The sequence below is a fragment of the Pantoea sp. SIMBA_079 genome (assembly GCF_046940275.1).
Lineage (GTDB): Bacteria > Pseudomonadota > Gammaproteobacteria > Enterobacterales > Enterobacteriaceae > Pantoea > Pantoea borealis.
In genome coordinates this window covers 312,063-338,068 of the sequence record NZ_JAWRYR010000004.1, presented here as the reverse complement: position 1 = coordinate 338,068, position 26,006 = coordinate 312,063, and the positions used below count along the sequence as shown (strand labels likewise).

Genomic DNA, 26,006 nt, shown 5'->3' with positions numbered 1-26,006 from the left:
CAAAAAAACTCATATCCGGCAGTTCTCCGCTACCGGTTCCAACTTCCCGCTTTGCTGCTTCGCCCAAACCGAGGTTTAAAAGAAAGAACATCTGATTTTTGCGTATTTGGTTCGCTATGTATCAGGAGCGGTTACAGCGTGCATCCTTGATGCACTGATTTTTGATATATGCAATTTAACTAATGGTTAATAAAATCATGCTGGCTGATTAAAAAGCTGAAATGCTGGCTATATGTTTGCCACACTTCATACATTTGAGGCGCTTTTTTAAATCATCTAGAGTTAGGCCCATAGCAATATATCGTCTAAGATCGTTTGATGTGAAAATGACGGGCTTACGACAAAATAAAAAGGAGTCGCAACGCACTAGCATCTCTGAGTCATTAGCTAACCAATCTTCGAGAGTAACATGCGGCCTCGTAAGTCGTTTAATATCAGAACGCCAAAGATTCATTTCATCATCTTCCCAGTCTATTTTAATTTCAGCTTTCTTTACAATGAACTTGTGCTTTCCTTTGTTAAGAGTAGGTTCATAATCTTTTCGTTGATCCATAAAAAGATCCGCTTCATAAAGGAAAGTCTCGCTTTCATTGTAGGTGTAGTCAAAAATGACTTGGATTAAATTTTCCTCATCGCTTTGCCGTTTGATAAACAGGCCCTGTATTCCACTTCCGTTTAAGTCTCGGATGAAATTTATATTTAGATGACGACGTATAGAGAAAAAATGGCTGTAATCATTCATAGCAAGTGCAAGCTTAGCTATGTGATTATTATTTTGAGTGTTGTCTGCCTGTGTGCTCATTATTTTACCTGCAGTTATTCGTTCCAAAACCTTGAAGGATATTAAGAATATACCTTTTTATACCATTTTCTGGCAGAGTTTTTTCTTCTGAAAAGCTCATGCTGATCAATATTCAATGCTACTCAAAAACATACCGTGCAATAAAAGGCTTAAAGGAAAGAAACCCCTGGTCCTGAAGCGGCAGCCGCTGGCACACTCACCGGCATTTTGCAGGGGTTAACGGTGCTAATTGGCTATATCAGGGTGTCAACAAATGACCAGAACACGGATTTGCAGCGCAATGCGCTCATGAGTGCAGATTGTGAGCTGATTTTCGAGGATAAAATAAGCGGAAAGACGCGGGACAGGCCCGGCCTGAAAAAAGCGCTGCGCACCCTGAAGGCGGGCGACACGCTGGTCGTATGGAAGCTCGACCGGCTCGGGCGCAGCATGCGGCATCTCGTTATGCTCACCGAAGAACTGCGCGAGCGCGGCGTAGGATTCCGCAGCCTGACGGACAGCATCGACACCGGCACGGCGATGGGGCGCTTTTTCTTTCACGTAATGGGCGCGCTTGCTGAAATGGAGCGCGAGCTGATCGTCGAGCGCACCCGCGCCGGGCTGGCCGCCGCGCGGGAAAAAGGGCGCATCGGAGGCAGGCGCCGGGTAATGACGCCTGACATTATCGGACGCGCCGAGAGAATGCTGGCGAACGGCGCCACGCTGCAGCAGATAGCCCTGGTGCTTGAGGTGTCCGTTAAAACGCTTTACCGGTACATACCGGCAGGCCGGCAGCGGGAGATTATAAATCTGTCTGCTGACGGCTCAGCAAACCCCCTTCAGATGCAGCGCCCCGGCTGACCTGACACCCTGAGCACACCTTTTATCAGGAGTGCATCAGAATGGCTGATTATCATCACGGTGTCCGCGTCGTCGAAATCAACGACGGCACGCGCACTATCTCCACCGTATCAACCGCTATCGTTGGTATGGTCTGCACCGCGCAGGATGCGGACGCGACCGCGTTTCCGCTGAATATGCCGGTGCTAATCACCAACGTGCAGAGCGCCATCGGCAAAGCGGGGAAAAAGGGCACGCTTGCCGCCGCGCTCCAGGCCATCGCCGATCAGTCAAGGCCCGTCACGGTCGTGGTGCGCGTAGCCGAAGGCGCCGACGAGGCCGAAACCATTTCCAGCATTATCGGCGGTACGGACGAAAACGGGCAGTACACCGGCATGAAGGCGCTGCTTGCCTCGCAGACGCAGCTCGACGTAAAGCCGCGCATCCTCGGCGTGCCGGGGCTGGATTCACTGGAGGTGGCAACCGCGCTCGCGGCCGTTGCACAGCAGCTGCGCGCCTTCGCCTACGTGTCGGCGTGGGGGTGTAAAACCATCTCCGAGGCCCGGCTGTACCGTCAGAACTTCAGCCAGCGCGAAATCATGGTTATCTGGCCTGACTTCCTCGCGTGGAATACCTCAGCAAACAAGTCTGACGTGGCTTACGCAACCGCCCGTGCGCTGGGCCTGCGAGCCAAAATCGACAACGACACGGGCTGGCATAAAACCCTGTCCAACGTCGGCGTAAACGGCGTGACCGGCATCTCCGCGTCGGTGTTCTGGGATTTGCAGCAGACCGGCACCGACGCCGACCTGCTCAATGAGGCGGACGTCACGACGCTTATTCGCAAAGACGGCTTTCGCTTCTGGGGCAACCGCACCTGCAGCGACGATCCGCTTTTCCAGTTTGAGAACTACACCCGCACGGCGCAGGTGCTGGCCGACACGATGGCCGAGGCGCACATGTGGGCGGTTGATAAGCCGCTGACGCCGGTGCTCGTTAAGGAAATTATCGCGGGCATAAACGCCAAGTTTCGCGAGCTGGTCAGCGCCGGCTATCTGATCGGCGCGTCCGCCTGGTATGACGAAAGCGCCAACGATAAAGAGTCCCTGAAGGCGGGTAAGCTCTTTATTGATTACGACTATACGCCGGTGCCGCCGCTGGAAGATTTAACCCTGCGCCAGCGCATCTCCGACAAATATCTGGCGAACTTCGCCGCATCCGTAAACAGCTGAGGAGCCGGATAAATGGCACTGCCACGCAAACTGAAGGGCATGAACCTTTTCAACGACGCCAACAGCTATCAGGGCGTCGTGACCTCCGTCACCCTGCCGAAGCTGGCGCGCAAGCTCGACCCGTTCCGCGCCGGCGGCATGAGCGGCGCTGCGCACATTGACAACGGGCTGGAAGATGACGCGCTGGACATGGAATGGAGCATCGGCGGCATTGACGAGCTGATCCTCTCGCAGTGGGGCGCGTCCGCCGTGCCGCTGCGCTTTACCGGCTCTTATCAGCGCGACGACACCGGCGAGGAAATCGCGGTCGAGGTTGAGGTGCGCGGTAAACACCAGAGCTTTGACTTTGGTGAAGCCAGGCCGGGCGAGGAAACCGAAACCAAAATCACCAGTAAAAATACCTACTACAAGCTGACGTATAACGGCAAAGAGCTGATTGAAATCGACACCGTGAACATGATCGAAAAGGTCAACGGCACGGACCGGCTTGAGCAGCGCCGCAAAAACATCGGCCTGGTATAACCCGCACGCCAGCGCCGGACCGGCGCCGGCCTTAACTGACCACAGTGAACAGAGAGCAAAGAAACATGGATAAGAGCGAAAATATCATCGTACTGGGCGCGCCGGTAACGCGCGGCGACACTCAAATCGGCAAGGTGGAACTGAGTAAGCCGAACGCCGGCGCGCTGCGCGGCGTGCGCCTCGCCGACCTTGCCGCCTCGGACGTGGACGCGCTGCTGGCCGTGCTGCCCCGCATCACCGTACCGTCGCTGACCAAAGCCGAGTGCAACGGTCTTGATCCGGCCGACCTGATTGCGCTCGCGGGCGTGGTGATCGGTTTTTTGTCTCCGAAGCTGGCAGAGTAGACTGGCCGCCCGGCCTGACTGTTAACGACCTGATGGCCGACATTGCCACGATATTCCACTGGCAGCCCTCCGAGATGTACGACATGCCGCTGGCTGAAGTAGTGGACTGGCGGCATAAAGCCATGATCCGCAGCGGAGCAACCCCGGATGAGCAATAACCTCAGACTGCAGGTGATGCTGAAGGCGGTAGACCAGGCGACCCGCCCGTTTAAAGCCGTTCAGAACGAAACCCGCAGGCTATCAGGCGGCATTACCGACACGCAGGAAACGCTCAGAAAGCTGGACGCGCAGGCGTCCCGGATTGAGGGTTTCCGGCGCACGAGCGGCCAGCTTGCCGTCACCGAACAGAAGCTGAAGAAGGCGCAGCAGGAGGCCGCCGCGCTGGGCGTGGCCTTCAGCAACACTGCACGGCCAACGGCGGCGCAGGCCCGCGAGCTGGAAAAGGCCCGGCAGGCGGCCGCCGCGCTGCAGGTGAAATCAAACAGCCTGCGCCTGTCGGTGCAGCAGCAGCGCGACGCGCTGAGCGCCGCCGGCATATCAACCCGCCGCCTGAGCAGCGAGCAGAAGCGCCTCAAAGACGAGGCCGCGCAGGCAACGCTGAGCCTGAGCCGGCAAAAGCAGGAGCTGCAGCGCCTGAATCAGCAGCAGGAGCAGCTGAACCGCGTGAGCGAACGATACCGGCGCGGGCAGGAGCTGTCGGCGAAGGTGCGCAACGGCGGCGCCGCTGCGTTTGCGGGCGGGAGCGCCGCGCTCTACGCCGGCAGCCGGCTGATGGCGCCGGAGGTGCATTCGCAGCAGAGCGGGGCGCTTATCGCGGCGCGCCAGGGCGAAAGCGCGGAGAAGGGCGGGCAGTACGCCGCAGCCATTCAGCGCATCAGCGCCTCGGGCGTAAGCAGCGACATTGAAAAAATCACCGAGGCCGTGTCGGCGGTGCGCAGCACGCTCGGCACGCTCGGCGACGTGGGCTCGGCGGAGCTGGACCGCATCACCCGCAAGGCGCTGGATATGCAGACCGCCTTCGGCACCGACACGGCGGAAAGCATCCAGATTGCCGCGATCATGATGAAAAACAATCTCGCGGGCAGCAGCGACGAGGCGCTGGATTTAATCGTGTCCGGGATGCAGCGCGTGTCGGCTGAGATGCGCGGCGAGATGCCGGAAATCCTGCACGAATACTCGACGCACTTTCGCAACATGGGCTTTACGGGCGCCGAGGCGATGTCGCTGCTCGTTGATATGTCGAAGCAGGGCAAGTTTGCCCTGGACAAGACCGGGGACGCGATCAAGGAGTTCAGCATACGCGGCTCGGATATGTCGAAAAACAGCGTCATGGCCTATGAGCAAATCGGGCTGAATGCCCTGAAGATGTCGCGCGCAATTGCCTCGGGCGGCAGCAAGGCCCGCGAGGCCATGCAGAAAACCGCTAAGGGGCTGCTGGCCGTCAAAGACCCGGCCGAGCGGGCAAGCCTCGCTATTTCCCTGTTCGGCACGCCGGCGGAAGATTTATCCGTGGACCAGATACCGGCCTTTCTCGGCGCGCTGGCCGGAATGAAAGACAGGCTCGGAGACGTGAGCGGCGCGGCTGAGAGCATGGGAAACACGCTGCGCGATAATCTGTCGGGTGATATTGCCCGCCTGAAAGGGGAGTTTGAGGGGCTGCGCTTTAACGCCTTCAAAGACACCGACTCAGACCTGCGCACCCTGACGCAGACCGCGACGCGCTGGCTGGGAAAACTCAGAGCCTGGACGGACGCAAATCCGGCCCTCACCACAAAACTGGTGATTCTGGCCGGGGCCGTGGCGGGGCTGACGACCGTGCTCGGCGGCGTGGGGCTGATTGTCTGGCCGGTGATGGCGGGCCTCAACGCGCTCATAGCCGGAGCGGGGCTGCTCGGCGCGGGCTTCAGCATGGCCGGCGGCGCCATCGTGACGGCGCTCGGCGCGATTACGCTTCCGGTGATGGCGGTAGCGGCGGCGATTGTGGCCGGCGCGCTGCTGGTCCGTAAATACTGGGAACCCATCAGCGCCTTTATCAAAGGCTTTGCGGAGGGGTTTGTCGCGGCGATGGGGCCGATTGGCGACGCCTTCGGCACGCTCACGCCGCTGTTTTCCGCCGTCGGGGATAAGGTCAAATCGCTGTGGGAGTGGTTCGGCAGGCTGCTGGAGCCGGTGAAATCCACACAGACCGAGCTTGCCGCCGCCGGTGATATGGGTAAAAAGTTCGGCAGCATGCTCGCCGACGCGCTGAAGATACCCGGTGAAGCCCTTAACCAGTTGCGCGGCGGCATAGACTGGGTGCTGGAAAAGCTCGGCATTATCGACACGAAATCAGACGGGCTGAAAGATAAAGTGCCGTCGCCCGACCTGCTGGCGACCGGCGGCGCCGGCGCCGATACCGGCGGGCTGCAGTACAGTCTGGCGACCGGCGGCGCACCTTACCGCCCGGTGTCCTCGCCGGGGGCGGGCGGCGGCTTTACCGACCGCAGCCAGAATACCTATCAGTACACGCTTCAGATGCATGAAGGTATGACAAAAGACGACGCGCTGGCGCTGATGTCGCAGCATCAGGCGCGGGAGCAGCGCAACCGGCAGGCGCAGAACCGCAGCAAAATGGGATGGGAGGAATAACCGATGATGATGATCTACGGCATGATGCCGTTCATGCGCCAGACGCTGCCCTACGGCGAGCTGCAGCAGAACATCGACTACCGCTGGCCCACAAACAGCCGCTTTGGCCTGCGCCCGGCGGCGCAGTTTATCGGGCCGGGCGATGAAAAAATCACGCTGTCCGGGGAGCTGCGCCCCGAAATAACGGGCGGCGCGGTTTCCCTGACAACGGTGCGGCTGCTTGCCGATCAGGGCATGGCGTGGCCCCTGATTGGCGGCAGCGGCATGATTTACGGCATGTACGTTGTTGAAAGTATCGCAAACACGCACAGTGAATTTTTCCCGAACGGCACGGCCAGCAAAATCACGTTCACGCTGAACCTGAAGCGCGTTGATGAATCGCTGACCGCCATGTTCGGCGACCTTAAGCAGCAGGCCGGCGGCCTCGTCAGCGGCGCCGGCAACCTGCCGGGCCAGCTTTCTTCTGCGATTAACAGCGTGAAATCAGCGGCCGGCAGTCTTCTGTCGGGGGCGGGAGGGTTCTCACTATGACCGGCATCAGCAGCCTGCCCGTGCAGATGGGCGCCCGGCTCGCGCCTGACTTTCAGCTCCGGGTGAACGCAAAGGATATAACGACCAGCATCAGGGACCGGCTGATCTCGCTCACCCTGACGGATAACCGGGGCTTTGAGGCCGATCAGCTGGATATCGAGCTGGACGACGCCGACGGGCAGCTGGCAATGCCCGCGCGCGGCGCGGAGGTGTCGCTGTTTCTCGGCTGGAAAGGGCAGGCGCTCACGGGCAAGGGCAGTTTCACGGTGGATGAAGTGGAGCATCACGGCGCGCCGGACACCATGACCATCCGCGCCCGCAGCGCCGATTTTCGCGGCTCGCTGAACTCACGCCGCGAGGTGTCCTATCACGACACCACGCTCGGGCAAATCGTGTCGCAGATAGCCGCGCGCAATAAGCTGGAGCTGATGCTGGCCGACGGCTTTGCCGGGATTGTCGTGGCGCACCTTGACCAGACGCAGGAAACCGACGCCAAATTTCTGACGCGGCTTGCCACGCTGTATGGCGCCGTTGCGGCCATCAAAGCCGGCAGGCTGCTGTTTATCCGCCCGGGCGGCGGCGTTACCGCCGGCGGTAAGCCGATTCCGCAGGTGACGATTACCCGCCAGAACGGCGACCGGCACACCTTCAGCATTGCTGACCGTGGCGCCTATACGGGCGTGTCGGCCAGCTGGCTGCACACCAAAGACCCGAAGCCCAAAAAGGTGAAGCTGCAGCGAAAGAAAAAGCCGGAAGTTCACTACGGCTTTCACCATCCTGAAACGAAAAAGAAAAAGGTGGTTAAGGCAAAGGCGCCTGAAGCCCGGCAGGGGGATTATCTGGCCGGGAGCCAGGACAACGTGTTTACGCTGACGACGGTGTTTTCCAGCCAGGCGTCCGCGATGCATGCTGCAAAGGCCAAATGGGAGAAGCTGCAGCGCGGCGTCGCTGAGTTCTCGCTCACGCTGGCAAGGGGCCGCGCCGACCTGTACCCGGAAACGCCGGTGAAGGTCAGCGGGTTTAAGTCGGTGATTGATGCGCAGCCGTGGCTGATCAGTAAGGTCACGCACAGCCTGAATGACAGCGGCTACACGACACAGCTGGAGTTTGAGGTACTGTTGTCCGATGTTGAGTATCAGGCAGAATCAAGTGGAGATGATTAAAAGGAATTAGATAAAACTTAAATTTGCAAATTTAAGTTTGATTAATCAAAATGCATGCAGTCTCCACCTCTCGATTTTAAAGGACTGCCATCATGATGCACTGCCCACTCTGCAGCACCGCTGCTCACGCTAAAAGCAGCCGTTATATTTCAAAGGAAACAAAGGAGCGTTATCATCAGTGCACAAATATCAACTGTAGCTGCACTTTTAAGACGCATGAATCACTCACTGGAATCATCGTTTGCCCCGGTGAGGTGAACAGAGTTCCGTTGCATGTGAATCAAGAGCAGCAGCCCTTACAGCTGCATTGAACGAAGCCCGCGAAAGCGGGTTTTTTTATGTCTGCTGCCAGCCAGAAAAAATCCGCTGCCAATTTGCTGCCATATGAATAATAATTAAAGACTTTACTAATGTAACTACATGAAATTTAACTACATTAAATATAAATACTTTGTTGAGTACAGTTTAGCCTGTTTTAAGGCTGGAGCGCCAAGTGTCTGACAGGTAAACTGCGCAATAACTGAATTTCACCTGATGATGCGGACATGGAACTGAAAGCAACAGCAATGGGTAAACGTCTTGCGCAGCATCCTTATAATCGGGTGCGTTTGCTGACCGCCGGAGTTGAAGTCAGCGGTGACCGCCATGAATATCTTATTCCGTTTAATCAGCTGCTGGATATCAGCTGTAAACGCGGTCTGGTATGGGGGGAGCTGGAGTTCCTGCTGGCGGAAAATCAGGTGGTGCGGCTGCACGGCACGGAGTGGCAGGAGACGCAGCGTTTTTATCACCACCTGCAGCACACCTGGCAGCAGTGGAGCGCTGAGATGAGTCATATCAGCGCAGGCGTACTGGATGAGCTACTGCAGCATATTTCGCAGCTGACTGAAGAGGATCGCTGGCTGAAGCGACGTGAGCTGGCGGCTATCCTTGCCCGGGTTGATGAGACGATCGCGGCGCTGCCGCTGCCGCTGGCGCGCCTGGAAACGCTGGATAACTGTCGTGAACGCTGGCATCGCTGCCGGCAGTGGCTGGAAAAGGGGGAAGCAACCATTCGCCAGCGCAATCGCCGCTGGAGCGAGCGGGTGATTCAGGAAAACCCCGATTTTTTTGCTACGGTTGAGCGCACGCCGCTTAACGGGGCGCAGGCAGAGGCCGTGGTTAATGGTGAAGAGACGTTGCTGGTACTGGCGGGAGCAGGCAGCGGTAAAACCTCTGTGCTGGTAGCACGTGCTGGCTGGCTGCTGCAGCGCCGGCTGGCTCATCCGGACCAGATTTTGCTGCTGGCATTTGGCCGCGAAGCTGCGGAAGAGATAAATGAACGCATAGCCGCGCGGCTCAACGTACAGGATATGCAGGCGCGTACCTTTCATGCGCTGGCGCTGCATATCATTCGCGAGGGGGGCCGCAAACCGCCAGTCATCAGCCAGCTGGAGAGTGACAGCGCAGCCCGTCGCCAGCTGCTGCTGGAGAGCTGGCGCGAGCAGTGTGCGGCTAAAAAGTCGCAGGCCAGCGGCTGGCGTCAGTGGCTGGAGGACGATCTGGCGTGGACGCTGCCGGAAGGCGCATTCTGGCAGGATAGCGCTATTGCACAACGACTGGCACCGCGTCTCGAGCAGTGGCTGAGCCTGATACGCATGCAGAGCGGTACGCAGGCGGAAACGATCGCGGCCGTTCCGGAAGCGTGGCGCGACAGCTTCAGTAAGCAGGCGAAATTAATGGCACCGCTGCTGAAAGCGTGGAAAAGTGCGCTAAAAGCGGAAGGCGCCGTTGATTTTACCGGTCTGATCCAGCAGGCAACAGATGTGCTGGAAAAAAGGCGCTTTATCAGTCCCTGGAAACATATCCTGGTTGATGAATTTCAGGATATCTCGCCACAGCGTGCTGCACTGTTGATGGCACTGCGTGCGCAGAATGCCCGTACCAGCCTGTTTGCTGCAGGAGATGACTGGCAGGCAATCTATCGCTTTAGCGGCGCTAAGCTCACTCTGACGACAGCTTTTCATCACTATTTTGGCAGCGGCGACAGCTGCGTGCTGGATACCACTTATCGCTTTAATGCCCGTATTGGTGACATCGCTAACCGGTTTATTCAGCAAAATCCGCATCAGATAAAAAAAACGCTTACCAGTCTGAGCAAGGAAAGTAAAAAAGCGGTGACGCTGCTGCCAGACGATCAGCTGGAAGGGCTGCTGGATAAACTCAGCGGATTTGCGCAACCGGAGGAGAGGATTCTGCTGCTGGCGCGCTACCATCATCTGCGTCCGGCGCTGCTGGACCGGGCAAAAACGCGCTGGCCCGGCTTACAGCTGGAGTTTATGACAATCCACGCCAGTAAAGGCCAGCAGGCAGAGTACGTCATCCTGACCGGGCTCCATCAGGGAGCTGACGGCTTTCCGGCGCCGGCGCGCGAGTCAGTGCTGGAGCAGGGACTGCTGCCCCCTGTGGAGGATTTTCCTGATGCGGAAGAGCGGCGCCTCGCTTATGTGGCTATGACGCGGGCACGTGAGCAGCTGTGGCTGCTGTTTAATAAAGCCTCTCCGTCACCTTTTGTCGATCAGCTGCGTGAGCTGGGTGTACCAGTGGCGCGTAAAGCCTGAGTCTGGTAGCAGCGCATCAGCGGAAAACTGGGCAAGTCACTAGCTGGTACGCAGGGTTTTCATCCAGCTGAGCAATTTCTGCCGGGTTGCTGCGTCAAAGCGTTTAAACCAGCGCTGTATTGAGGGCAAATCGCTGGCATCCTGCCAGGCAAAATCGGGGTTTTCGCTTACAGCTGTGGCTGAAGGAGAGGCAAAGCGTGGTACTGATGCCATCTGTGCTGCGCGGTTATAAACCATCATGGCCTGCGCCATGTCGCTGCCGCCGCTCTGCGGCAGACGATCGCGAAGGCTGGCAATCTCCATGCCCCGTTCATCAACCAGCCTGAAGTTCAGAAGTTTGTTAAATGTACTGCGTTCACGCCGGCTATTCAGTGAGGGCAGGTGGATCGCCACAGAGTGTGCTGCAGCGGTGAACGTAACAATCATCGGTACCGACTGAAAATGGGTTGCGTCAGGACAGGGTTTTTCGACGCGGAACAGAAACTGATGCTGCCCTTGCTCCAGCTCAAGGCTATCTGCGCCTTTCAGCAGTGAGCCGGCAATTTTACGCCCGTCCAGCACCAGTAAATCAATCTGCGGATCGAGTTTAAGCGTAATAGCGGGGCAGGATGCTGTGACAAGCAGCGCAATAATGCCTGTAACAGCCGGAGACAGCTTCATTTCTACTCCCGAAATATGGCGGGTAATCAGTGATGTGTAGCAAAGTATTTCATTATGGCACTAAAGTTACATTTAAACATATTTATTCGTGTTCTGGTGCAAACATTTCATCTTTGCTGCTTGCATCGCGTGCAGATAGGGCAGCTACACTCTGGCAACAGAGAGAGGGGGAAGAGAATGAACGATCAAGTGATCCGTGATGTGCTGATGAACACCCGTCGTATTGCACTGGTAGGGGCCAGCGATAAACCCACTCGTCCCAGTTATGGCGTGATGCGTTATTTACTGGACCAGGGATATGAGGTTATTCCGGTGAGTCCAAAGCTCGCCGGGCAGCAGCTGATGGGGCAGACCGCCTATGCTTCACTGGCGGAGATACCGGGAAAAGTCGATATGGTGGATGTATTTCGTAATGCTGAGGCAGCATGGGAGGTGGCACAGGACGCTATTGCGATTGGGGCGAAAACATTGTGGCTGCAGCTCGGTGTGATCAATGAGCAGGCGGCAGTACTGGCAAGTGATGCTGGGCTGACGGTGATTATGGATCGCTGTCCAAAAATCGAGATCCCGCGTCTCAATATTACGCCAGCATAAATCAGATAATAAAACGGCGACCTGCGTCGCCGATATAATTAGTGTCGCAGGCTGGGTGCCTGCAGCTGCTGCCGGATAGAGGCGGCCAGCTCATCCATAGAGGGCTGCTCCGGATGCTCGAACAGTGTTTCCCCCGCCAGCTGCACTTCTGCAACATAGGTGTGCACCTGTTCGCCCTCTTCATCTTCCATCACTACATGATACCAGGGGGCGGCACGCAGCGTTTCCGTTGCACCAACTTCATCCAGTTCCGGTTCATCCAGCGAATACTCAGGGTCAACATCGACGATGACACCCAGCACACCTGACAGACGATGCCGGACCTGCTGTCCAATTCCAAATTTACTGGCAATCATTGCGACCTCCCAAAACTTTACCTGCCACTGAATATGGGGGCAGGGATCTGGTTTTCAAGTCACAGTACGCGGCAGGCAAAACCTTTCAGATAGAGACCTTCCGGATAGCTGGCTATTACCGGATGATCGGCCGCCTGACGGAACTGCTCTATAAATTGTACATCACGTCCGGCATCCAGCGCCGCATCAGCCACAATCTTCTGAAATAAATCCGTTGCCATCAGGCCGGAGCAGGAGAACGTCAGCAGAATACCGCCTGGATTAAGCAGCTGCATCGCCAGCATATTGATATCTTTGTAACCACGACAGGCGCCCATCAGCTGATTTTTGTTCTCAACGAATTTCGGCGGATCCATAATAATCAGATCAAACTTTTCGCCCGCATCGCGGTAGCGGCGCAGCAGTTTAAAGACGTCATCCCGCAGAAACTGCGCCCGCGAGACATCAAGCCCGTTCAGCTCAACATTCTGTTTTGCTACGTCCAGCGCATCCTGCGACGTATCCACGCTCACCACTTCGCGGCAGCCGCCAAGCAGCGCCGAGACGGCGAATCCGCCGGTATAAGAGAAGCAGTTCAGCACGCGGGCATCCTGCGCATAGCGGCGGGTGGCAAAACGGCTATCACGCTGATCAAGGTAGTAACCGGTTTTATGACCGCCCTGAATGTCCACCAGCAGTTTCATACCGTGCTCGGTAATAGGCAGCAGGGCAGGTGGCAGTTCACCACTGACCGGCCCCTGAGCCAGCGGCAGCCCCTCTTTTTTACGCACGGCGACGTCGGAACGATCGTAAATAGCGCAGTCCGGATAGCACTGCTGCAGCGCAGAAACAATGGCAGGCCGCTGATACTCTGCTCCTGCAGAGAGTAGCTGCAGCACCAGAAAATGCCCAAAGCGATCGATGGTCACGCCGGGCATACCATCCGATTCGCCGGCGATCAGACGATAGCTGTCGAGTCCGTCACGGGTCGCCAGCCAGTCGCGCCACTGTTGCGCCTGCTCTAAGCGGCGTACAAAGAAGGCGATATCGATTGACTCATCCTGTTGCCAGCTCCAGACGCGCGCACGAATTTGCGACTCCGGTGAATAAGCGGCGCGAGCCAGCCATTTGCCATTGCTGTCGCAAATATCAATCGTTTCGCCAGACTGCGCTTTCCCTTCCATACGCGCAACGGCGCCGGAAAAGACCCAGGGATGACGGCGGAGCAGGGATTTTTCACGTCCCTTAGTGAGAATCAATCGAACGGTCATAGTTTGCTATGCTTACCTGAAAAAATGAGGCGCCATTTTCCGGTGGAAAGCGTCAAATTGCAACGCAGAATAGGGGAAAGGTACAATGGCTGATCGCAGCTGCACAATCCGGGTATATGGCATGGTACAGGGCGTCGGTTTCCGTTATTACACCCAGCAGCAGGCGCAAACGCTGGGTCTGACCGGTCATGCCCGCAATCTGCCTGATGGCAGCGTTGAGGTGCTGGCCTGTGGTAACGAACAACAGGTCGGGACGCTTATCAGCTGGCTTCAGGCAGGCGGGCCGCGCAGTGCGCGGGTGGATAACGTCCTGACCGAGCCCTGTCAGCTGACAAAATTACCAGACAGCTTTACCACGGGCTGATCAGAGACATTTCGCAGGTTTCGGCAGGCCGGCGATTTTTGTCGCCTGCTTTGCCGGGCCGTCCGGAAACAGGCGAAACAGATAGCGGCTGTTACCTTTCTCTTCACCATACTTTTTCGCCATCGCCTTCACCAGCATGCGCACGGCGGGAGAGGTATTAAATTCCCGGTAAAAGTCGCGTACAAAGTGGACAACCTCCCAGTGAGCGTCACTCATCTCGATATTTTCCTGCCGGGCAATTGCCAGCGCCACCTCTTCACGCCAGTCAGCGTGGTTAGTCAGATAACCTTCTGCATCGGTTACAATCTCACTGCCGTTAACAATCACATCTTTTCCTCATCTGTTATCTGCGGTTATTGTAAATTCCCGCCCTATAAAAAAGCAAAAACCCCGCCGGAGCGGGGTTTACTTTTTGTGCGCTGCGGCGTTAATCGCGGTTAGCGAAACCCAGCAGGCTCAGCAGGCTGACAAAGATATTATAGAGAGAGACATAGAGCCCAACGGTAGCGCGAATATAGTTAGTCTCGCCGCCATGGATAATGTTACTGGTCTCCCACAGAATGGCACCTGCAGAGAAAAGAATGAAAAGAGCACTGATAGCCAGATGCAGGGCAGGCAGCTGCAGGAACAGGTTCGCCACGACCGCAACCAGCAGAACCACAAAGCCTGCCATCATCATACCGCCAAGGAATGACATATCGCGGCGGGTGGTCAGTACATAGGCCGAACAGCAGAAGAACACCAGCGCCGTGCCGCCCAGCGCCATGGCAATAACATCGCCCATGCCCGCGCTCAGAAACGAGCTGAGGATAGGACCCAGGCAGTAGCCAAGAAAACCCGTGAAGGCGAACGCTGCTGCTATTCCGGCCGGACTATTTGCCAGACGGTAGGTCAGAAACATCAAACCATAAAACCCGACCAGCATCAGAATTAAGCCGGGTGAGGGGAGCGCATACACAGTGCTTAGCGTGGCCGTAACCGCGGAGAACGCCAGCGTCAGACCCAGCAGAAAGTAGGTATTACGCAGGACTTTATGGGTGCTGATCAGGGATTGCTGCTGCGATGAGCTGATAATTTTGTCCATCATTTACTCCTTAAAGAGAGAGGACACCTTACATGCGCTGAGAATACGCAGCGGGATCAGAACAGCAAAGGCGTTTTACCCTTCTTTACGCGATAAACCGCTGTTTCGTTGAGCAGAATGCTGTTTTTGACGGCGAAAAAAATAAATTTGGCTGTTTTTCAGGCGAACGATTCATTCACTGCTTTACATCATCCTGGGGGATGTTTATAGTGCGCCTCATTGCGGAGGGGTGGCCGAGTGGCTTAAGGCAGCGGTCTTGAAAACCGCCGATGGGAAACCATCCGAGAGTTCGAATCTCTCCTCCTCCGCCACTTTATCTCTGCAGGTAAAGTACAATCTGTATCCGGAGGGATGGCCGAGTGGCTTAAGGCAGCGGTCTTGAAAACCGCCGATGGGAAACCATCCGAGAGTTCGAATCTCTCTTCCTCCGCCAAATTAAAGAAGCCCGCATTTATGCGGGCTTTTTGCTTTTCACACTTTATCTTCCTGATCCTTCCTGCTGCTACAACCCTGACGTTTACTGCTATAGTCCATTCACAGTTTTTATAAACAGCGGGCGATTTTCGTCAGCAAGCTGAGTTACACTGTGCGGTAATTCGCTCTTTGGCGGGCTAATCGTTTGAATGCCAGAGTGTTTCACTGATGAATTATGGAATGGGCACAATGATCAAAAAACTGAGTCTTTGCGCGTTGTCAGTTGTTGCGGCGCTGCCGGTAAGCCTGTCAGCGACCGCAGCAGAAGGGGATATGCAGCTGCAGCAGGTGCTGATGCTGAGCCGTCACAACCTGCGTGCGCCGCTGGCAACGAACGGTAGCGCACTGGAGCAAGCCACTAAAAAGAGCTGGCCGCAATGGGATGTGCCGGGCGGTGAGCTCACCACAAAAGGTGGCGTGCTGGAAGTCTACATGGGTCAATATACCCGCCAGTGGCTGACGCAGCAGGGCGTGCTGGCTGGCGGCACCTGCCCGGACAGCAACGATGTTTTCATCTATGCAAATAGCCTGCAGCGTACTGTTGCAACCGCACAGTTTTTTGCCGCCGGTGCCTTTCCTGGCTGCGATGTTGCGGTAACGCATCAGGATGCCATGGGCACCATGGATCCTATTTTTAATCCGGTTATTACCGATGACAGCGAAGCGTTTAACAAAAAAGCGCTGGCGGCGATGACGGCAGAAAATGAGAAGCTGGCGCTGAAACCTGCGCTGCAGCGTCTGGAAAAGATTGTTGATTATAAATCGTCGCCTGCCTGTAAGGGTAAAAAACAGTGCACGCTGGACAGCGGCGACAATAGTTTCAGCGCCGAAAACGGCAAAGAGCCAGGCGTCAGCGGCCCGCTGAAAATCGGTAATTCACTTGTTGACGCGTTCACGCTGCAATATTACGAGGGCTTCCCGGCAGAGCAGGTGGCCTGGGGCCAGATTAAAACGCCTGAACAGTGGAAAGAGCTGGCATCAGTCAAAAATGGTTATCAGGATGCGCTGTTCAGTTCGCCAGAGGTTGCACGCGAAGTTGCGGCACCGCTGGTGGATTATATCCGCAGCCAGCTGGTCGATGAAGATAAGGCCAGCGCACCTAAAGTGACGCTGATGGTAGGGCATGACTCGAATATTGCCTCGCTGCTCAGCGCACTGCAGGTCAAACCTTACGATCTGCCGGGCAACGACGAGAAAACGCCTATCGGCGGGCAGGTTGTATTTGAGCGCTGGCATGATGGCAAAAATAACAAAGATCTGCTGAAAGTGGAGTATGTCTATCAGACCGCCGAGCAGTTACGCAATGCTGATGTGCTGAGCCTGAAAAATCCGCCTAAGCGTGTCACGCTGCACCTCGCCGGCTGTGATACCGATGCCAATGGCTATTGCAGCTGGGATCAGTTCTCTGCGGCGCTGAACAGTGCCCTGCAGGGGACCCCTATGCAGGCTGCAGTAGCGCAGGAAGCGAAGCCTCAGCAGAGTGCAGATAAGGCGCCGGACGCGAAAGCTGCCGCAGAGAAACCTGCCGACGCCAACGCCAAAGCTGAACAGGCAACCGCAGACAAAGCAGCAGCAGAGAAGGCCGCTGCGGATAAAGCGAAAGCAGACAAAGCAGCAGCAGAGAAAGCCGCTGCGGATAAAGCGAAAGCAGACAAAGCAGCAGCAGAGAAAGCCGCTGCGGATAAAGCGAAGGCAGACAAAGCGGCGGCAGAGAAGGCCGCTGCGGATAAAGCACAAGCCGGCAAAGCAGCTGAAGATAAAACGAAAGCGGGTGAAGCTGCAGCGCAAAACGCGCAGCCGGCATCCGGGAACGCAGCCGCAGAGGCTAAGCCAGCTCAGTAATCCGCTACGGCGGGTTAATCTGCAGCAGGCTATACAAAAACCCCGCCGTGGCGGGGTTTTTTATTGCCCGTTAGCCGGCAATAACCACCAGTTTCTGATTGGCAAACTCTTTCAGACCAAGATCGGACAGCTCACGCCCGTAGCCGGAGCGCTTTACTCCGCCAAAAGGGAGTTCAGCAGCGGTATCGCTCTGCGAATTAATGAATACCATCCCGGTCTCAATCTGTGACGCCAGCCGGCGCGCGCGCGTTATATCCTGCGTCCAGATGGAGCCGCCAAGACCGTAGTGCGAGTCGTTCGCCAGCGCCACGGCAGCATCGTCACTCTCTGCGATATAGAGCTGGGCAACCGGGCCAAAAAACTCCTGATAATAAGCGGGATTGTCAGGCGTCAGACCGGTCAGCAGTGTAGGCTGATAATAACATCCGACGCCTTCGATGATGCGCCCGCCAAAACGCAGTTCTGCGCCATGTTCTACCGCTTCTTCAACCTGGCGGGCCAGCCGATCGCGCGCATCACGCGAAGAGAGTGGTCCGAGCGTGGTTTTCTCATCCAGCGGATCGCCCGGCACGGCGGACTGCAGCGCGGCGCTGAATCTGGCCGTAAACGCCTCGGCAATCTGCGCATGTACAATAAACCGTTTAGCCGCAGTGCAGACCTGCCCGCAGTTGCTCAGACGCGCCTGCACGCCCTGGCGCACCGCTTCATCCAGGTCCGCATCGTCCAGAACAATAAAGACATCGTTGCCCCCCAGCTCAAGCGTGGATTTTTTCAGATGCTTGCCCGCCTGCTGCGCAACCGCACTGCCGGCGCGTTCAGAGCCGGTCAGCGCCACGCCCTGCACGCGATTGTCAGCGATAAGATCTGCCACCTGCTCATTAGAGATAAACAGATTCGTCCATGCACCTTCTGGCGCACCCGCTTCCCGTACCAGCCGATCAAAAATATCCGCACAGTGCGGCACAATATTGGCATGTTTTGCCAGCACCGGGTTACCCAGCGCCAGGTTAGGCGCCAGAACCCGCATCAGCTGATAGTAAGGAAAGTTCCAGGGCTCAACTGCAACGATAACGCCAATCGGGTGATATTCCACCCAGGCTTCCCCGATGTCGCTGGGACAGGGCTGCGGCTGCAGAAAATCTGCGGCGTGCTTAGCGTAGTAGCGCGCAATGCTGATGCAGATGCTGACTTCTCCCCGGCTCTGACCAATCAGCTTGCCCATTTCGCGACTTGCGATGGTAGCCAGCTCCTCTTTACGCTGCTCCATTAAATCTGCCAGCCGGTTCAGGACCTGAAGACGCGGCTGAATGTCACCTTTGCTCCAGGCTGAGTGATAGAGTGCATCTGCGGTATTGAGCGCCTGTTGCACCCGGGCGTCATCATGTGTCTCCCAGTTTTTCAGCAGCTGATTGTTTGCCGGATTGATGCTCTGATAAGCCGTCATCGCGTCCCCCTGTTGGTATTACCATAAAAAAAGGCGGGCTATGCCCGCCGGTACTCACACGTTTTTACGCTCGACAGGGATATTGTCCCATGTCAGAACATCCTGATCGGTCTTATCAAAGGCACGCATCAGTACGTCATCGCTGCCCTGCTGCTCCCAGATCTGCTCTGCCAGTTTTTCATCGTAATTGGCAACTTCAAAGATCGCTTCTGCAATTTCAGGAGAGGTCTGGCGAATTTTCGCCCACTCGCCGACGTGATGTGCCCTGGACTGGTCTGTAGCCATAATGATCTCCTGTTGAGTTTATCCTTTAAGTTTCACCGCCAGAGTGGCGACATGTTCGCCCTGATAGCGGGCAATTTGCAGTTCTTCAGGCGTGGGCTGGCGTGAGCCATCGCCGCCTGCCAGCGTCGACGCCCCGTAAGGCGTTCCGCCGCGCACCTGCGAGATATCGAACATCTCTTTGGTGCCGTAGCCAATCGGAATAATAACCATGCCGTGATGGGCAAGCGTGGTCCATACAGATGTGATGGTCAGTTCCTGACCCCCGCCGGTACCGGTGGAAGTAAATACGCTGGCCAGTTTTCCATGCAGTGCCCCGGAGGCCCACAGACCGCCGGTACGATCCCAGAAGTTACGCATCTGGCCTGACATATTGCCAAAGCGGGTCGGCGTACCGACGATAATCGCATCGTACTGCGTCAGATCGTCCGGCGTTGCTTCAGCCGCCTGCTGATCGACCTTGCCGCCCACCTCAGCAAAACGCGCCGCATCCATACTTTCCGGCACGCGCAAAATAGTCACTTCGGCTCCGCTGACGCGCTGCACGCCTTCCGCAACCGCCTGCGCCATGGTTTCCACATGTCCATACATTGAGTAATAGAGCACCAGAACTTTTGCCATCGTGGTTCTAACCTCCCGGTAAGATAAGTAAAAACAGTATAGAAGAGCATACGCAGGCTGCCGGAAAATGGCTGTGCAGCCAGCCAGGAATCTGTACGCCTGTAAAATTAATTCAATGATTTTTATAATAAAATACCCTGATTTTCAGATGAGTCGTAATTCTGAGTATTAAAGCCTGCCTTACATACTGAGCAGATAACGCTGGCCAGTTATTGCGCCTTCAGTACGGGTTACGCCAGAATGGCGCCTGGCTACTTATCAGGTGTTTTATGTCTGCTTTACCTGCACGTCCTTATCTGCGCATTACCCGTCAGGAGCTGGTGCTGATTTTTATCACCCTGGTCTGGGGCGGCACCTTTCTGGTGGTGCACCGCGCCATGATGTACTCCGGTCCGTTTTTCTTTGTCGGCGTGCGGTTCGCCACGGCGTCACTGCTGCTGGCCTGTTTTTTCTGGCGCTATCTGCGCGCACTGACCTGGCCGGAGGTCAGGGCGGGCACGATGATTGGCCTGGCTATTGCGGGCGGTTATGGCCTCCAGACCTGGGGGATGCAGACCATCTCCAGCAGCCAGTCTGCCTTTCTGACGGCGCTCTATGTGCCGGTGGTGCCGCTGCTGCAGTGGCTGGTGCTGCGCCGGCCACCGGGCATTATGGCGTGGCTGGGCATTGCGCTGGCGTTCAGCGGCTTGCTGCTGGTGGCAGGGCCACAGGAGAGCGGCCTGGCACTCAGCGCCGGGGAAAGCGCTACCCTGCTGAGCACGCTGGCGATTGCTGCCGAGATCATTCTGATTAGCCGTTATGCCGGACAGGTGGATGTGCGGCGGGTAACGCTGGTGCAGCTGCTGGTCGCCTCCGCTTGCGCCTTTCTGTTTATGATCCCTAATGGTGAAACGCTGCCGTCGTTTTCTCTGCCACTGGTGCTGAGCGCTGCGGGCCTGGGCGCCGCCAGCGCTCTGATTCAGGTGACGATGAACTGGGCCCAGCGTAGCGTCTCACCGGTGCGCGCCACGGTGATTTATGCCGGGGAGCCGGTCTGGGCGGGGATTGTCGGACGTCTGGCCGGGGAGCGACTGCCAGCGGCAGCGCTGCTGGGCGGTGCGCTGATTGTCTGCGGCGTGATTGTCAGTGAGCTGCGGCTGCGGCGCAGAAAAGCGGTGCCCGATCAGGCACCGCAGAAGCCTTAAGCGTGTGGCTGAGCAGTGGAACCGGCTGGCGTGCGGTGACGGCGCTGCAGAATCGCATTCAGGATAATGGCACCAAAGGTCGCGGTGCCGATGCCGCCGAGCGTAAAACTGCCAATCTTAAGGGCGAAATCCCCTGCGCCCAGAACCAGCGTGGTGGCCACCATAATCAGGTTACCGTTCTGCCCGAGATCAACCTGATTCTGCAGCCAGATACGGGCACCTGCCACCGCAATCAGGCCAAATACCACGATAGACGCGCCGCCTATCACCGGGGCTGGCACGGTGTGGATGAGAGCACCAAACTTCGGTGAGAAACCGAGCAGTATCGCGATTACGGCCGCGGCGACAAACGCCAGCGTAGAGTAGACGCGCGTGACCGCCATCACGCCGATATTTTCGGCGTAGGTTGTCACGCCGCTGCCGCCGGCGGAGCCAGAGAGCATGGTGGCCAGCCCGTCACCGACAAATGCCCGGCCCATCCAGGGATCGAGATTGCGGCCGGTCATGGCCGCCACCGCTTTTATATGCCCCAGGTTTTCAGCCACCAGAATAATTGCGACCGGCGCAATCATCACTATCGCCTGCAGGTCGAACACCGGGGCGGTGGTGTGCGGCACGCCAAACCAGGCGGCACGGGCCACGCCGCTGAAATCAACCGGTTTGCCCAGGCCAAAGCCATTCGTCAGCAGTGCATAAAACGCCCAGGCCACAATCAGCCCTACCAGGATCAGCAGGCGCTGTACCAGCCCGCGCGTCATCACCGCCACCAGCCCGATACAGAGCACGGTCAGCACTGCCATCCAGCTGTCAAACAGGGTGGCAGAAACGCTGTGGACCGCAATCGGTGCCAGGTTCAGGCCAATCGCCATAACGACGGCTCCTGTGACCACAGGCGGCATCAGGCGCTCAATCCAGCCGGTGCCGGCTTTCATCACAATCAGCCCAATCAGGGTATAGATCGCGCCACAGGCGATAATGCCGCCCAGCGCCACAGAGAGATGAGTATTGATGCCCTGGCCGGTAAAACCGGTGACCGCAATCACGACGCCCACAAAAGCGGCGCTGGAACCGAGATAGCTCGGCACGCGCCCGCCGGTGATGAAGAAGAACAGCAGCGTTCCGATCCCGGAGAGCAGCACAGCGAGATTGGCATCCAGCCCCATCAGCAGCGGCATCAGTACCGTTGCGCCAAACATTGCGACCGCATGCTGCAGCCCAAGCACCAGCGTCTGCCCGAACGGCAGCGTCTCGTCCGGGGCAATCAATCCGTTGTCTGTCATGGCTGACTTAACGCGCCAGCGTGGAAACCAGGTACTCGCCATAGATCATCTCCTGAGAGTGAATAGAACGGGCCGCGTTATGCGGTATCAGCGGGCATCCTGCCGGGAGAACGTGTGATAACCGCGATCAAACCAGGCGAGTCCCTGACGCGCCTCGCCCTGGGCCACGGCCAGCACCGTACAGAACAGAATATCGTGGGTGCCCACGCTGACCCGCTGCGTTATCTCGCAGTCAAAAGAGATCAGTGCGGCATCCAGCAGCGGGGCGCCGCTGGCAAGCGTCTGCCACTGTGCAGCGGCAAAACGATCTGCCATTGCGGTTTTGCCACCGAACAGCGTGGAGAGGGCATGCTGCTCTGCCGTAAGGGTATTGACACAGAGTGCACGGTTATCGCGAAACGCCGGCCAGGCTGAGGCGGAGCGGTTCAGGCAGACCAGCAGCGTGGGCGGGGAGTCGGTGACGCTGCAGACGGCGGAGGCCGTAAAACCGGCCAGTCCTGCCGGACCATCCGTGGTGATAACATTGACGGCAGCACCCAGCTGCGCCATCGCGTTGCGAAAGGTGTCGCGATCAACAGCGGGTAAAGCCGGAAGGGCGTGCAGACTCATGTTCAGACTCCTGTGCTCAGCCTGCCGCCAGGCAGGCGGACTGAGCGGTCTCAGTCAGCCAGCGCAGCAGCAGCGTGTTAAAGTTATCGCTATCGGTCACGCTCATGGCGTGGCCTCCCCACGGAATTGTCAGCAGCTGACCCTGTGGCAGCGCTGCCGCCAGCTGCGCTGAACAGCTCCACGGCACCAGCAGATCGTCCTGGCTGCAGATCGCCAGCACCGGCTGAGTAATGCGCGCGGCGCAGGCACGAAAATCTGCGGCCTTCAGCGCGTGCAGACGACGCAGCAGGTTCTCTGCGCCCTGAAAGTGCTGCTGGTGATGCCTCTCTTCAGCCTCAGCGCGCGCCTGATGCTGCGCCAGCCATTCAGCAGGGTAGAGAAACAGCGGCTGGGCGCGGACAAAGGCTTCAGTACCCGACTGCAGCAGCAAATCCTCTCTGACCTTAAAGCAGCGGGCGGTATGGGGATTAAGCGTCAGCCAGCCGTTGATCACCACCACGCGTTCAACCCGATCGGGATGATCCAGCGCCAGTTGCAGACCAATCAGGCCCCCGAGTGCATGGCCGGCCACGCTGTAGCGCGTGATGTGATGCTGTGCCAGCGCTTCCGCCAGTTCAGCTGCCATCCTCGCCAGGCTGTAGTCTTCAGGCAGAGTCGCTGCGCTGCGTCCGGTACCGCGCTGATCGTACGTAACAACGCGGTAGCGTAAGGCGAGCGCCGCCAGCTGCGGCTGCCAGAATCCCGCTACGCCGCCGAGGCCTGATGCGAGAACCAGCGTGGGCGCATCGGCGGCGGTTAACCCCTGGATATCCAGCTTCATCACGCCTCCGCCTGTCCGATGTGGGCAACCGACGCGATCTCAACCAGCGCATCAGGTTTTACCAGCCCGCACTGAATACAGAAGCGCGCAGGCTTATCGCCGGGAAAATAGTCGGCATAGACCTGATTTACGGCAGCGTAGTGCTGCCAGTCGGTGATAAAAATAGAGTTAAATGTGACATCCGCCATACAGCCGCCGGCGGTCTCAATGACGTTTTTTATCGTCTCCAGCACGTGACGTGTCTGCGCGGCCGCATCGCCGACGTGAACCACATTGTTGTCCGCATCGAACGGCAGGGTACCGGAAACATACACCACGCCGTCAGCCAGCGTGCCGGGTACAAACGGGGCGATCGGCGTAGTGCTGCCGACCGGGATAATGACGCGTTTGGGCATAGTCTGATCTCCTGATAGCGAAAAGTTACTGGCCCTGCAGGGCTTCGCAGAACGTTTGTGTATCGCTGACCCAGCCGAAAAACGTTTCGATATTGAACAGCGCAGCCTGCTGCGCGAAATCAGGTCCGGCCTGATGCGTGGCGTCAGCCAGTACCACGCCGAAATACTCCAGGAAGAAACCGTCACGCAGCGTGGACTCCACGCAGACGTTGGTGGCGATGCCGGTAAAGATCAGGTGGCGGATCCCGCGGCTGCGCAGCATGCTGTCGAGCGGCGTATTGAAAAAGCCGCTGTAGCGCGGTTTTGGCAGCACGATATCGCCCGGTTCGGGCGTTAGCGCGTCTACCAGCGCATAATCCCAGGTGCCTTTCGCCAGCAGGGTGCCCTGCAGCTCAGGCCGGCGCCGCATGGTTTTCAGCGCATTGGATTTGTGAAAGTTTGGCGAGCCCGCGTCGCCCGCCTCTGTGTAATCGCTGTCCCAGCCGTTCTGGAACCAGATGATCTGCACGCCAGCGGCCCGTGCAGCGGTTACCGCCTGATGAATGCGGGCGATAACCGGCTGGGTAGCAGAGACGTCAAAACCCGCCAGGTCGAGATAGCCGCCTTCGGTGGCGTAAGCATTCTGCATATCGACTACAATCAGCGCGCTTTGTGCCGGTGGCAGGGCGATCGCCTCCGGACGCGCGGGCAGGGTGATGTGTGGTGTGGAGCCGGTATGTGCGCAGGTGACGGTTTTCATCATGCCACCTCCTGTGCCGCGGTAATCACGTCGCGACGACACTCCATCAGCGGCTGAATGCGCTGGCCGAAGGCTTCAATACCTTCAAGGAAGTCATCAAAAGTCAGCAGTACGCCGTGTGTCCCTTCAACACGGGCAACGTCATCGAGCATGCGCGCCACGCTGGCGTAAGAGCCGACTAACGTCCCCATATTGATGTTAACGGCAGAGGTGGGGTCAGCCATCTGACGCACGTTGGTGTCACTGCCGGAACGGGTATCCTGCTGGCTCTGGGTAGTGAGCCACGCAAGCGCCTCTTCGTCGGCACCGGCCTTGTAGTGCTCCCATTTTGCCCGGGCCGCTTCATCACTCTCAGCTGCGATGATCATAAACAGGACATAGGAGCCGACATCACGCCCCGCCTGCTCAGCGGCGAGCTTCATCCGGGCCGCAGTCGGTGCAAAAGCGGCCGGCGTATTAACGCCTTTGCCGAAGCAAAAATTATAGTCGGCGTGCTGAGCTGAAAACGCCATGCCCGCATCGCTCTGTCCGGCGCAGATCACTTTCATGGGCTTCTGCGGCTGCGGGCTGACGCGACAGTCGTTCATAGTGAAAAAATCGCCTTTGAAGTCGCTCTTACCGGTGCCCCATAAATCGCGCAGTACCGTGACGTATTCAGTCAGATACTGGTAACGGCTGGCAAAATAGTCATCGCCCGGCCAGATCCCCATCTGCTCATACTCCGGTTTCTGCCAGCCGGTGACGAGGTTAACGCCAAAGCGTCCGCCAGAAATAGAGTCGATGGTCGCGGCCATACGCGCCACAATAGCGGGCGGCAGCGTCAGGGTGGCTGCCGTGGCGTAAATCTCAATTCGCGAGGTGACTGCCGCCAGGCCTGCCATCAGCGTAAAGGACTCCATATTGTGGTCCCAGAATTCTGTTTTTCCGCCGAAGCCGCGCAGCTTGATCATCGAAAGGGCAAAATCGAAGTGATAGTGCTCCGCACGCTGCACAATCGCTTTGTTGAGTTCAAAGGTAGGCATGTACTGCGGCGCATGCGTGGAGATCAGCCAGCCATTATTACCAATCGGAACAAAGACACCAATTTTCATGTGACACCTCTTTGCATTGATAGGACGTTTTCACGCGCTGCGCTGCTTCCTGCACGCTTCCTGCGGGCGGCGCTCTCTGACAAGGTTGCAAGCCGCGTGCCACATAAATAATGTTTATATTTATCATTGAGATATAAACTGCCCATTGGCCAGCCGGAACGGCGTCGCGATTTTCAGACCATTTGGTCAAAACAAATGCACAGCAATCAGGCAGCCGTCGTGCAAAAAAGGTGCAGGCCGCCATATCTGCCAGCTGTGTTATGATGTGAATTCACG

At 57.4% G+C, this 26,006-nt stretch carries 29 protein-coding genes, 2 tRNA genes and 1 pseudogene; 16 read left to right on the top strand and 16 right to left on the bottom strand.

What is annotated here, in order from left to right; translation table 11 throughout:
• Positions 1 to 82: pseudogene (locus SB719_RS09080) on the bottom strand (hypothetical protein); the annotation flags it as partial.
• 126 nt (positions 83 to 208) lie between these two features.
• A complete protein-coding gene (locus SB719_RS09075; protein ID WP_412159150.1) occupies positions 209 to 802 on the bottom strand; it encodes a hypothetical protein in 594 nt (197 codons plus the stop codon).
• 222 nt (positions 803 to 1,024) lie between these two features.
• On the opposite strand from SB719_RS09075, the gene SB719_RS09070 reads away from it, so the two are divergent.
• The 10 genes from SB719_RS09070 (at position 1,025) to helD (ending at position 10,641) form a co-directional block, all read left to right on the top strand.
• Positions 1,025 to 1,642 (top strand): recombinase family protein, encoded by a 618-nt coding sequence (locus tag SB719_RS09070; protein WP_412159149.1) that lies wholly within the window; start codon positions 1,025 to 1,027, stop codon positions 1,640 to 1,642.
• 41 nt (positions 1,643 to 1,683) lie between these two features.
• Positions 1,684 to 2,853, top strand: a complete 1,170-nt coding sequence (locus tag SB719_RS09065) for a phage tail sheath protein (RefSeq protein ID WP_412159148.1) — start codon at positions 1,684 to 1,686, stop codon at positions 2,851 to 2,853.
• Positions 2,854 to 2,865: 12 nt separating this feature from the next.
• Positions 2,866 to 3,375 carry a phage major tail tube protein gene (locus tag SB719_RS09060; protein ID WP_412159147.1) on the top strand — a complete coding sequence of 170 codons (510 nt, stop codon included), beginning with the start codon at positions 2,866 to 2,868 and terminating at the stop codon, positions 3,373 to 3,375.
• 65 nt (positions 3,376 to 3,440) lie between these two features.
• Positions 3,441 to 3,719, top strand: a complete 279-nt coding sequence (locus SB719_RS09055) for a phage tail assembly protein (protein ID WP_412159146.1) — start codon at positions 3,441 to 3,443, stop codon at positions 3,717 to 3,719.
• 32 nt (positions 3,720 to 3,751) lie between these two features.
• On the top strand, positions 3,752 to 3,877 hold the full coding sequence (locus tag SB719_RS09050) for a GpE family phage tail protein (protein WP_052246449.1): 126 nt from the start codon (positions 3,752 to 3,754) through the stop codon (positions 3,875 to 3,877).
• On the top strand, positions 3,867 to 6,347 hold the full coding sequence (locus SB719_RS09045) for a phage tail tape measure protein (RefSeq protein WP_412159145.1): 2,481 nt from the start codon (positions 3,867 to 3,869) through the stop codon (positions 6,345 to 6,347). Before SB719_RS09050 ends, SB719_RS09045 begins: the two co-directional genes overlap by 11 nt.
• 3 nt (positions 6,348 to 6,350) lie before the next feature.
• Positions 6,351 to 6,878, top strand: a complete 528-nt coding sequence (locus SB719_RS09040; protein WP_412159144.1) for a phage tail protein — start codon at positions 6,351 to 6,353, stop codon at positions 6,876 to 6,878.
• On the top strand, positions 6,875 to 8,041 hold the full coding sequence (locus SB719_RS09035; protein ID WP_412159143.1) for a phage late control D family protein: 1,167 nt from the start codon (positions 6,875 to 6,877) through the stop codon (positions 8,039 to 8,041). The genes SB719_RS09040 and SB719_RS09035 overlap by 4 nt, the downstream gene beginning before the upstream one ends.
• A gap of 92 nt (positions 8,042 to 8,133) precedes the next feature.
• Positions 8,134 to 8,352 (top strand): ogr/Delta-like zinc finger family protein, encoded by a 219-nt coding sequence (locus SB719_RS09030; RefSeq protein ID WP_283341212.1) that lies wholly within the window; start codon positions 8,134 to 8,136, stop codon positions 8,350 to 8,352.
• A gap of 234 nt (positions 8,353 to 8,586) precedes the next feature.
• On the top strand, positions 8,587 to 10,641 hold the full coding sequence (helD, locus tag SB719_RS09025; protein WP_412159142.1) for a DNA helicase IV: 2,055 nt from the start codon (positions 8,587 to 8,589) through the stop codon (positions 10,639 to 10,641).
• 39 nt (positions 10,642 to 10,680) lie between these two features.
• Here helD and SB719_RS09020 read toward each other — a convergent pair whose 3' ends face one another.
• A complete protein-coding gene (locus tag SB719_RS09020) occupies positions 10,681 to 11,301 on the bottom strand; it encodes a DUF2057 family protein (protein ID WP_314686590.1) in 621 nt (206 codons plus the stop codon).
• 177 nt (positions 11,302 to 11,478) lie between these two features.
• Here SB719_RS09020 and SB719_RS09015 point away from each other — a divergent pair, with 177 nt between their 5' ends.
• A complete protein-coding gene (locus SB719_RS09015) occupies positions 11,479 to 11,895 on the top strand; it encodes a CoA-binding protein (protein ID WP_065649660.1) in 417 nt (138 codons plus the stop codon).
• Between the two features lie 38 nt (positions 11,896 to 11,933).
• Here SB719_RS09015 and hspQ read toward each other — a convergent pair whose 3' ends face one another.
• Positions 11,934 to 12,251, bottom strand: a complete 318-nt coding sequence (gene hspQ, locus SB719_RS09010; protein WP_039383664.1) for a heat shock protein HspQ — start codon at positions 12,249 to 12,251, stop codon at positions 11,934 to 11,936.
• Between the two features lie 59 nt (positions 12,252 to 12,310).
• Positions 12,311 to 13,501 (bottom strand): 23S rRNA (cytosine(1962)-C(5))-methyltransferase RlmI, encoded by a 1,191-nt coding sequence (gene rlmI, locus SB719_RS09005; RefSeq protein WP_065649659.1) that lies wholly within the window; start codon positions 13,499 to 13,501, stop codon positions 12,311 to 12,313.
• Between the two features lie 85 nt (positions 13,502 to 13,586).
• Between rlmI and yccX the strand changes: the two genes are divergently transcribed.
• The gene (yccX, locus tag SB719_RS09000; RefSeq protein WP_304232373.1) at positions 13,587 to 13,865 is read left to right on the top strand and encodes an acylphosphatase; all 279 of its coding nucleotides are present in this window, start codon (positions 13,587 to 13,589) and stop codon (positions 13,863 to 13,865) included.
• On the opposite strand, the gene SB719_RS08995 is transcribed toward yccX, so the two are convergent.
• Together SB719_RS08995 and yccA are read right to left on the bottom strand one after the other, a co-directional pair.
• On the bottom strand, positions 13,866 to 14,192 hold the full coding sequence (locus tag SB719_RS08995; protein WP_065649657.1) for a TusE/DsrC/DsvC family sulfur relay protein: 327 nt from the start codon (positions 14,190 to 14,192) through the stop codon (positions 13,866 to 13,868).
• 100 nt (positions 14,193 to 14,292) lie between these two features.
• Complete coding sequence (gene yccA, locus SB719_RS08990) at positions 14,293 to 14,949, bottom strand: FtsH protease modulator YccA (RefSeq protein WP_065649656.1); 657 nt, start codon at positions 14,947 to 14,949, stop codon at positions 14,293 to 14,295.
• A gap of 223 nt (positions 14,950 to 15,172) precedes the next feature.
• Here yccA and SB719_RS08985 point away from each other — a divergent pair.
• The 3 genes from SB719_RS08985 (at position 15,173) to agp (ending at position 17,265) form a co-directional block, all read left to right on the top strand.
• A tRNA-Ser gene (locus SB719_RS08985) sits at positions 15,173 to 15,260 on the top strand.
• A gap of 34 nt (positions 15,261 to 15,294) precedes the next feature.
• Positions 15,295 to 15,382, top strand: a tRNA-Ser gene (locus SB719_RS08980).
• A 230-nt stretch (positions 15,383 to 15,612) separates the two neighbouring features.
• The gene (gene agp, locus SB719_RS08975; protein ID WP_412159141.1) at positions 15,613 to 17,265 is read left to right on the top strand and encodes a bifunctional glucose-1-phosphatase/inositol phosphatase; all 1,653 of its coding nucleotides are present in this window, start codon (positions 15,613 to 15,615) and stop codon (positions 17,263 to 17,265) included.
• Positions 17,266 to 17,335: 70 nt separating this feature from the next.
• Here the strand turns inward: agp and SB719_RS08970 are convergent, their stop codons facing one another.
• Genes SB719_RS08970 through wrbA form a run of 3 tightly spaced genes read right to left on the bottom strand, consistent with a single transcriptional unit; the run spans position 17,336 to position 19,612 of the window.
• Positions 17,336 to 18,709: an NAD-dependent succinate-semialdehyde dehydrogenase gene (locus tag SB719_RS08970; protein ID WP_304232378.1), complete on the bottom strand. Its 1,374-nt coding sequence runs from the start codon at positions 18,707 to 18,709 to the stop codon at positions 17,336 to 17,338.
• A 54-nt stretch (positions 18,710 to 18,763) separates the two neighbouring features.
• Positions 18,764 to 18,994: a YccJ family protein gene (locus SB719_RS08965; protein ID WP_065649653.1), complete on the bottom strand. Its 231-nt coding sequence runs from the start codon at positions 18,992 to 18,994 to the stop codon at positions 18,764 to 18,766.
• 18 nt (positions 18,995 to 19,012) lie between these two features.
• Complete coding sequence (gene wrbA / locus SB719_RS08960; RefSeq protein WP_065649652.1) at positions 19,013 to 19,612, bottom strand: NAD(P)H:quinone oxidoreductase; 600 nt, start codon at positions 19,610 to 19,612, stop codon at positions 19,013 to 19,015.
• A 269-nt stretch (positions 19,613 to 19,881) separates the two neighbouring features.
• Here wrbA and SB719_RS08955 point away from each other — a divergent pair, with 269 nt between their 5' ends.
• Positions 19,882 to 20,796: a DMT family transporter gene (locus tag SB719_RS08955; protein ID WP_065649651.1), complete on the top strand. Its 915-nt coding sequence runs from the start codon at positions 19,882 to 19,884 to the stop codon at positions 20,794 to 20,796.
• Here the strand turns inward: SB719_RS08955 and rutG are convergent.
• The 6 genes from rutG to rutA are packed head-to-tail and all read right to left on the bottom strand — an operon-like array spanning position 20,793 to position 25,730.
• Positions 20,793 to 22,118, bottom strand: a complete 1,326-nt coding sequence (gene rutG, locus SB719_RS08950) for a pyrimidine utilization transport protein G (protein WP_065649650.1) — start codon at positions 22,116 to 22,118, stop codon at positions 20,793 to 20,795. The two genes, SB719_RS08955 and rutG, sit on opposite strands and share 4 nt — an antisense overlap.
• Before the next feature lie 45 nt (positions 22,119 to 22,163).
• Positions 22,164 to 22,685 (bottom strand): NADH-dependent FMN reductase RutF, encoded by a 522-nt coding sequence (gene rutF / locus SB719_RS08945; RefSeq protein ID WP_065649649.1) that lies wholly within the window; start codon positions 22,683 to 22,685, stop codon positions 22,164 to 22,166.
• 16 nt (positions 22,686 to 22,701) lie between these two features.
• Complete coding sequence (gene rutD / locus SB719_RS08940; RefSeq protein WP_314686569.1) at positions 22,702 to 23,505, bottom strand: pyrimidine utilization protein D; 804 nt, start codon at positions 23,503 to 23,505, stop codon at positions 22,702 to 22,704.
• Positions 23,505 to 23,900: a pyrimidine utilization protein C gene (gene rutC / locus SB719_RS08935; RefSeq protein ID WP_314686566.1), complete on the bottom strand. Its 396-nt coding sequence runs from the start codon at positions 23,898 to 23,900 to the stop codon at positions 23,505 to 23,507. Before rutC ends, rutD begins: the two co-directional genes overlap by 1 nt.
• 25 nt (positions 23,901 to 23,925) lie before the next feature.
• Positions 23,926 to 24,639 carry a pyrimidine utilization protein B gene (gene rutB / locus SB719_RS08930; RefSeq protein ID WP_292972504.1) on the bottom strand — a complete coding sequence of 238 codons (714 nt, stop codon included), beginning with the start codon at positions 24,637 to 24,639 and terminating at the stop codon, positions 23,926 to 23,928.
• Complete coding sequence (gene rutA, locus SB719_RS08925; protein ID WP_065649646.1) at positions 24,639 to 25,730, bottom strand: pyrimidine utilization protein A; 1,092 nt, start codon at positions 25,728 to 25,730, stop codon at positions 24,639 to 24,641. Before rutA ends, rutB begins: the two co-directional genes overlap by 1 nt.
• Between the last annotated feature and the right edge of the window lie 276 nt (positions 25,731 to 26,006).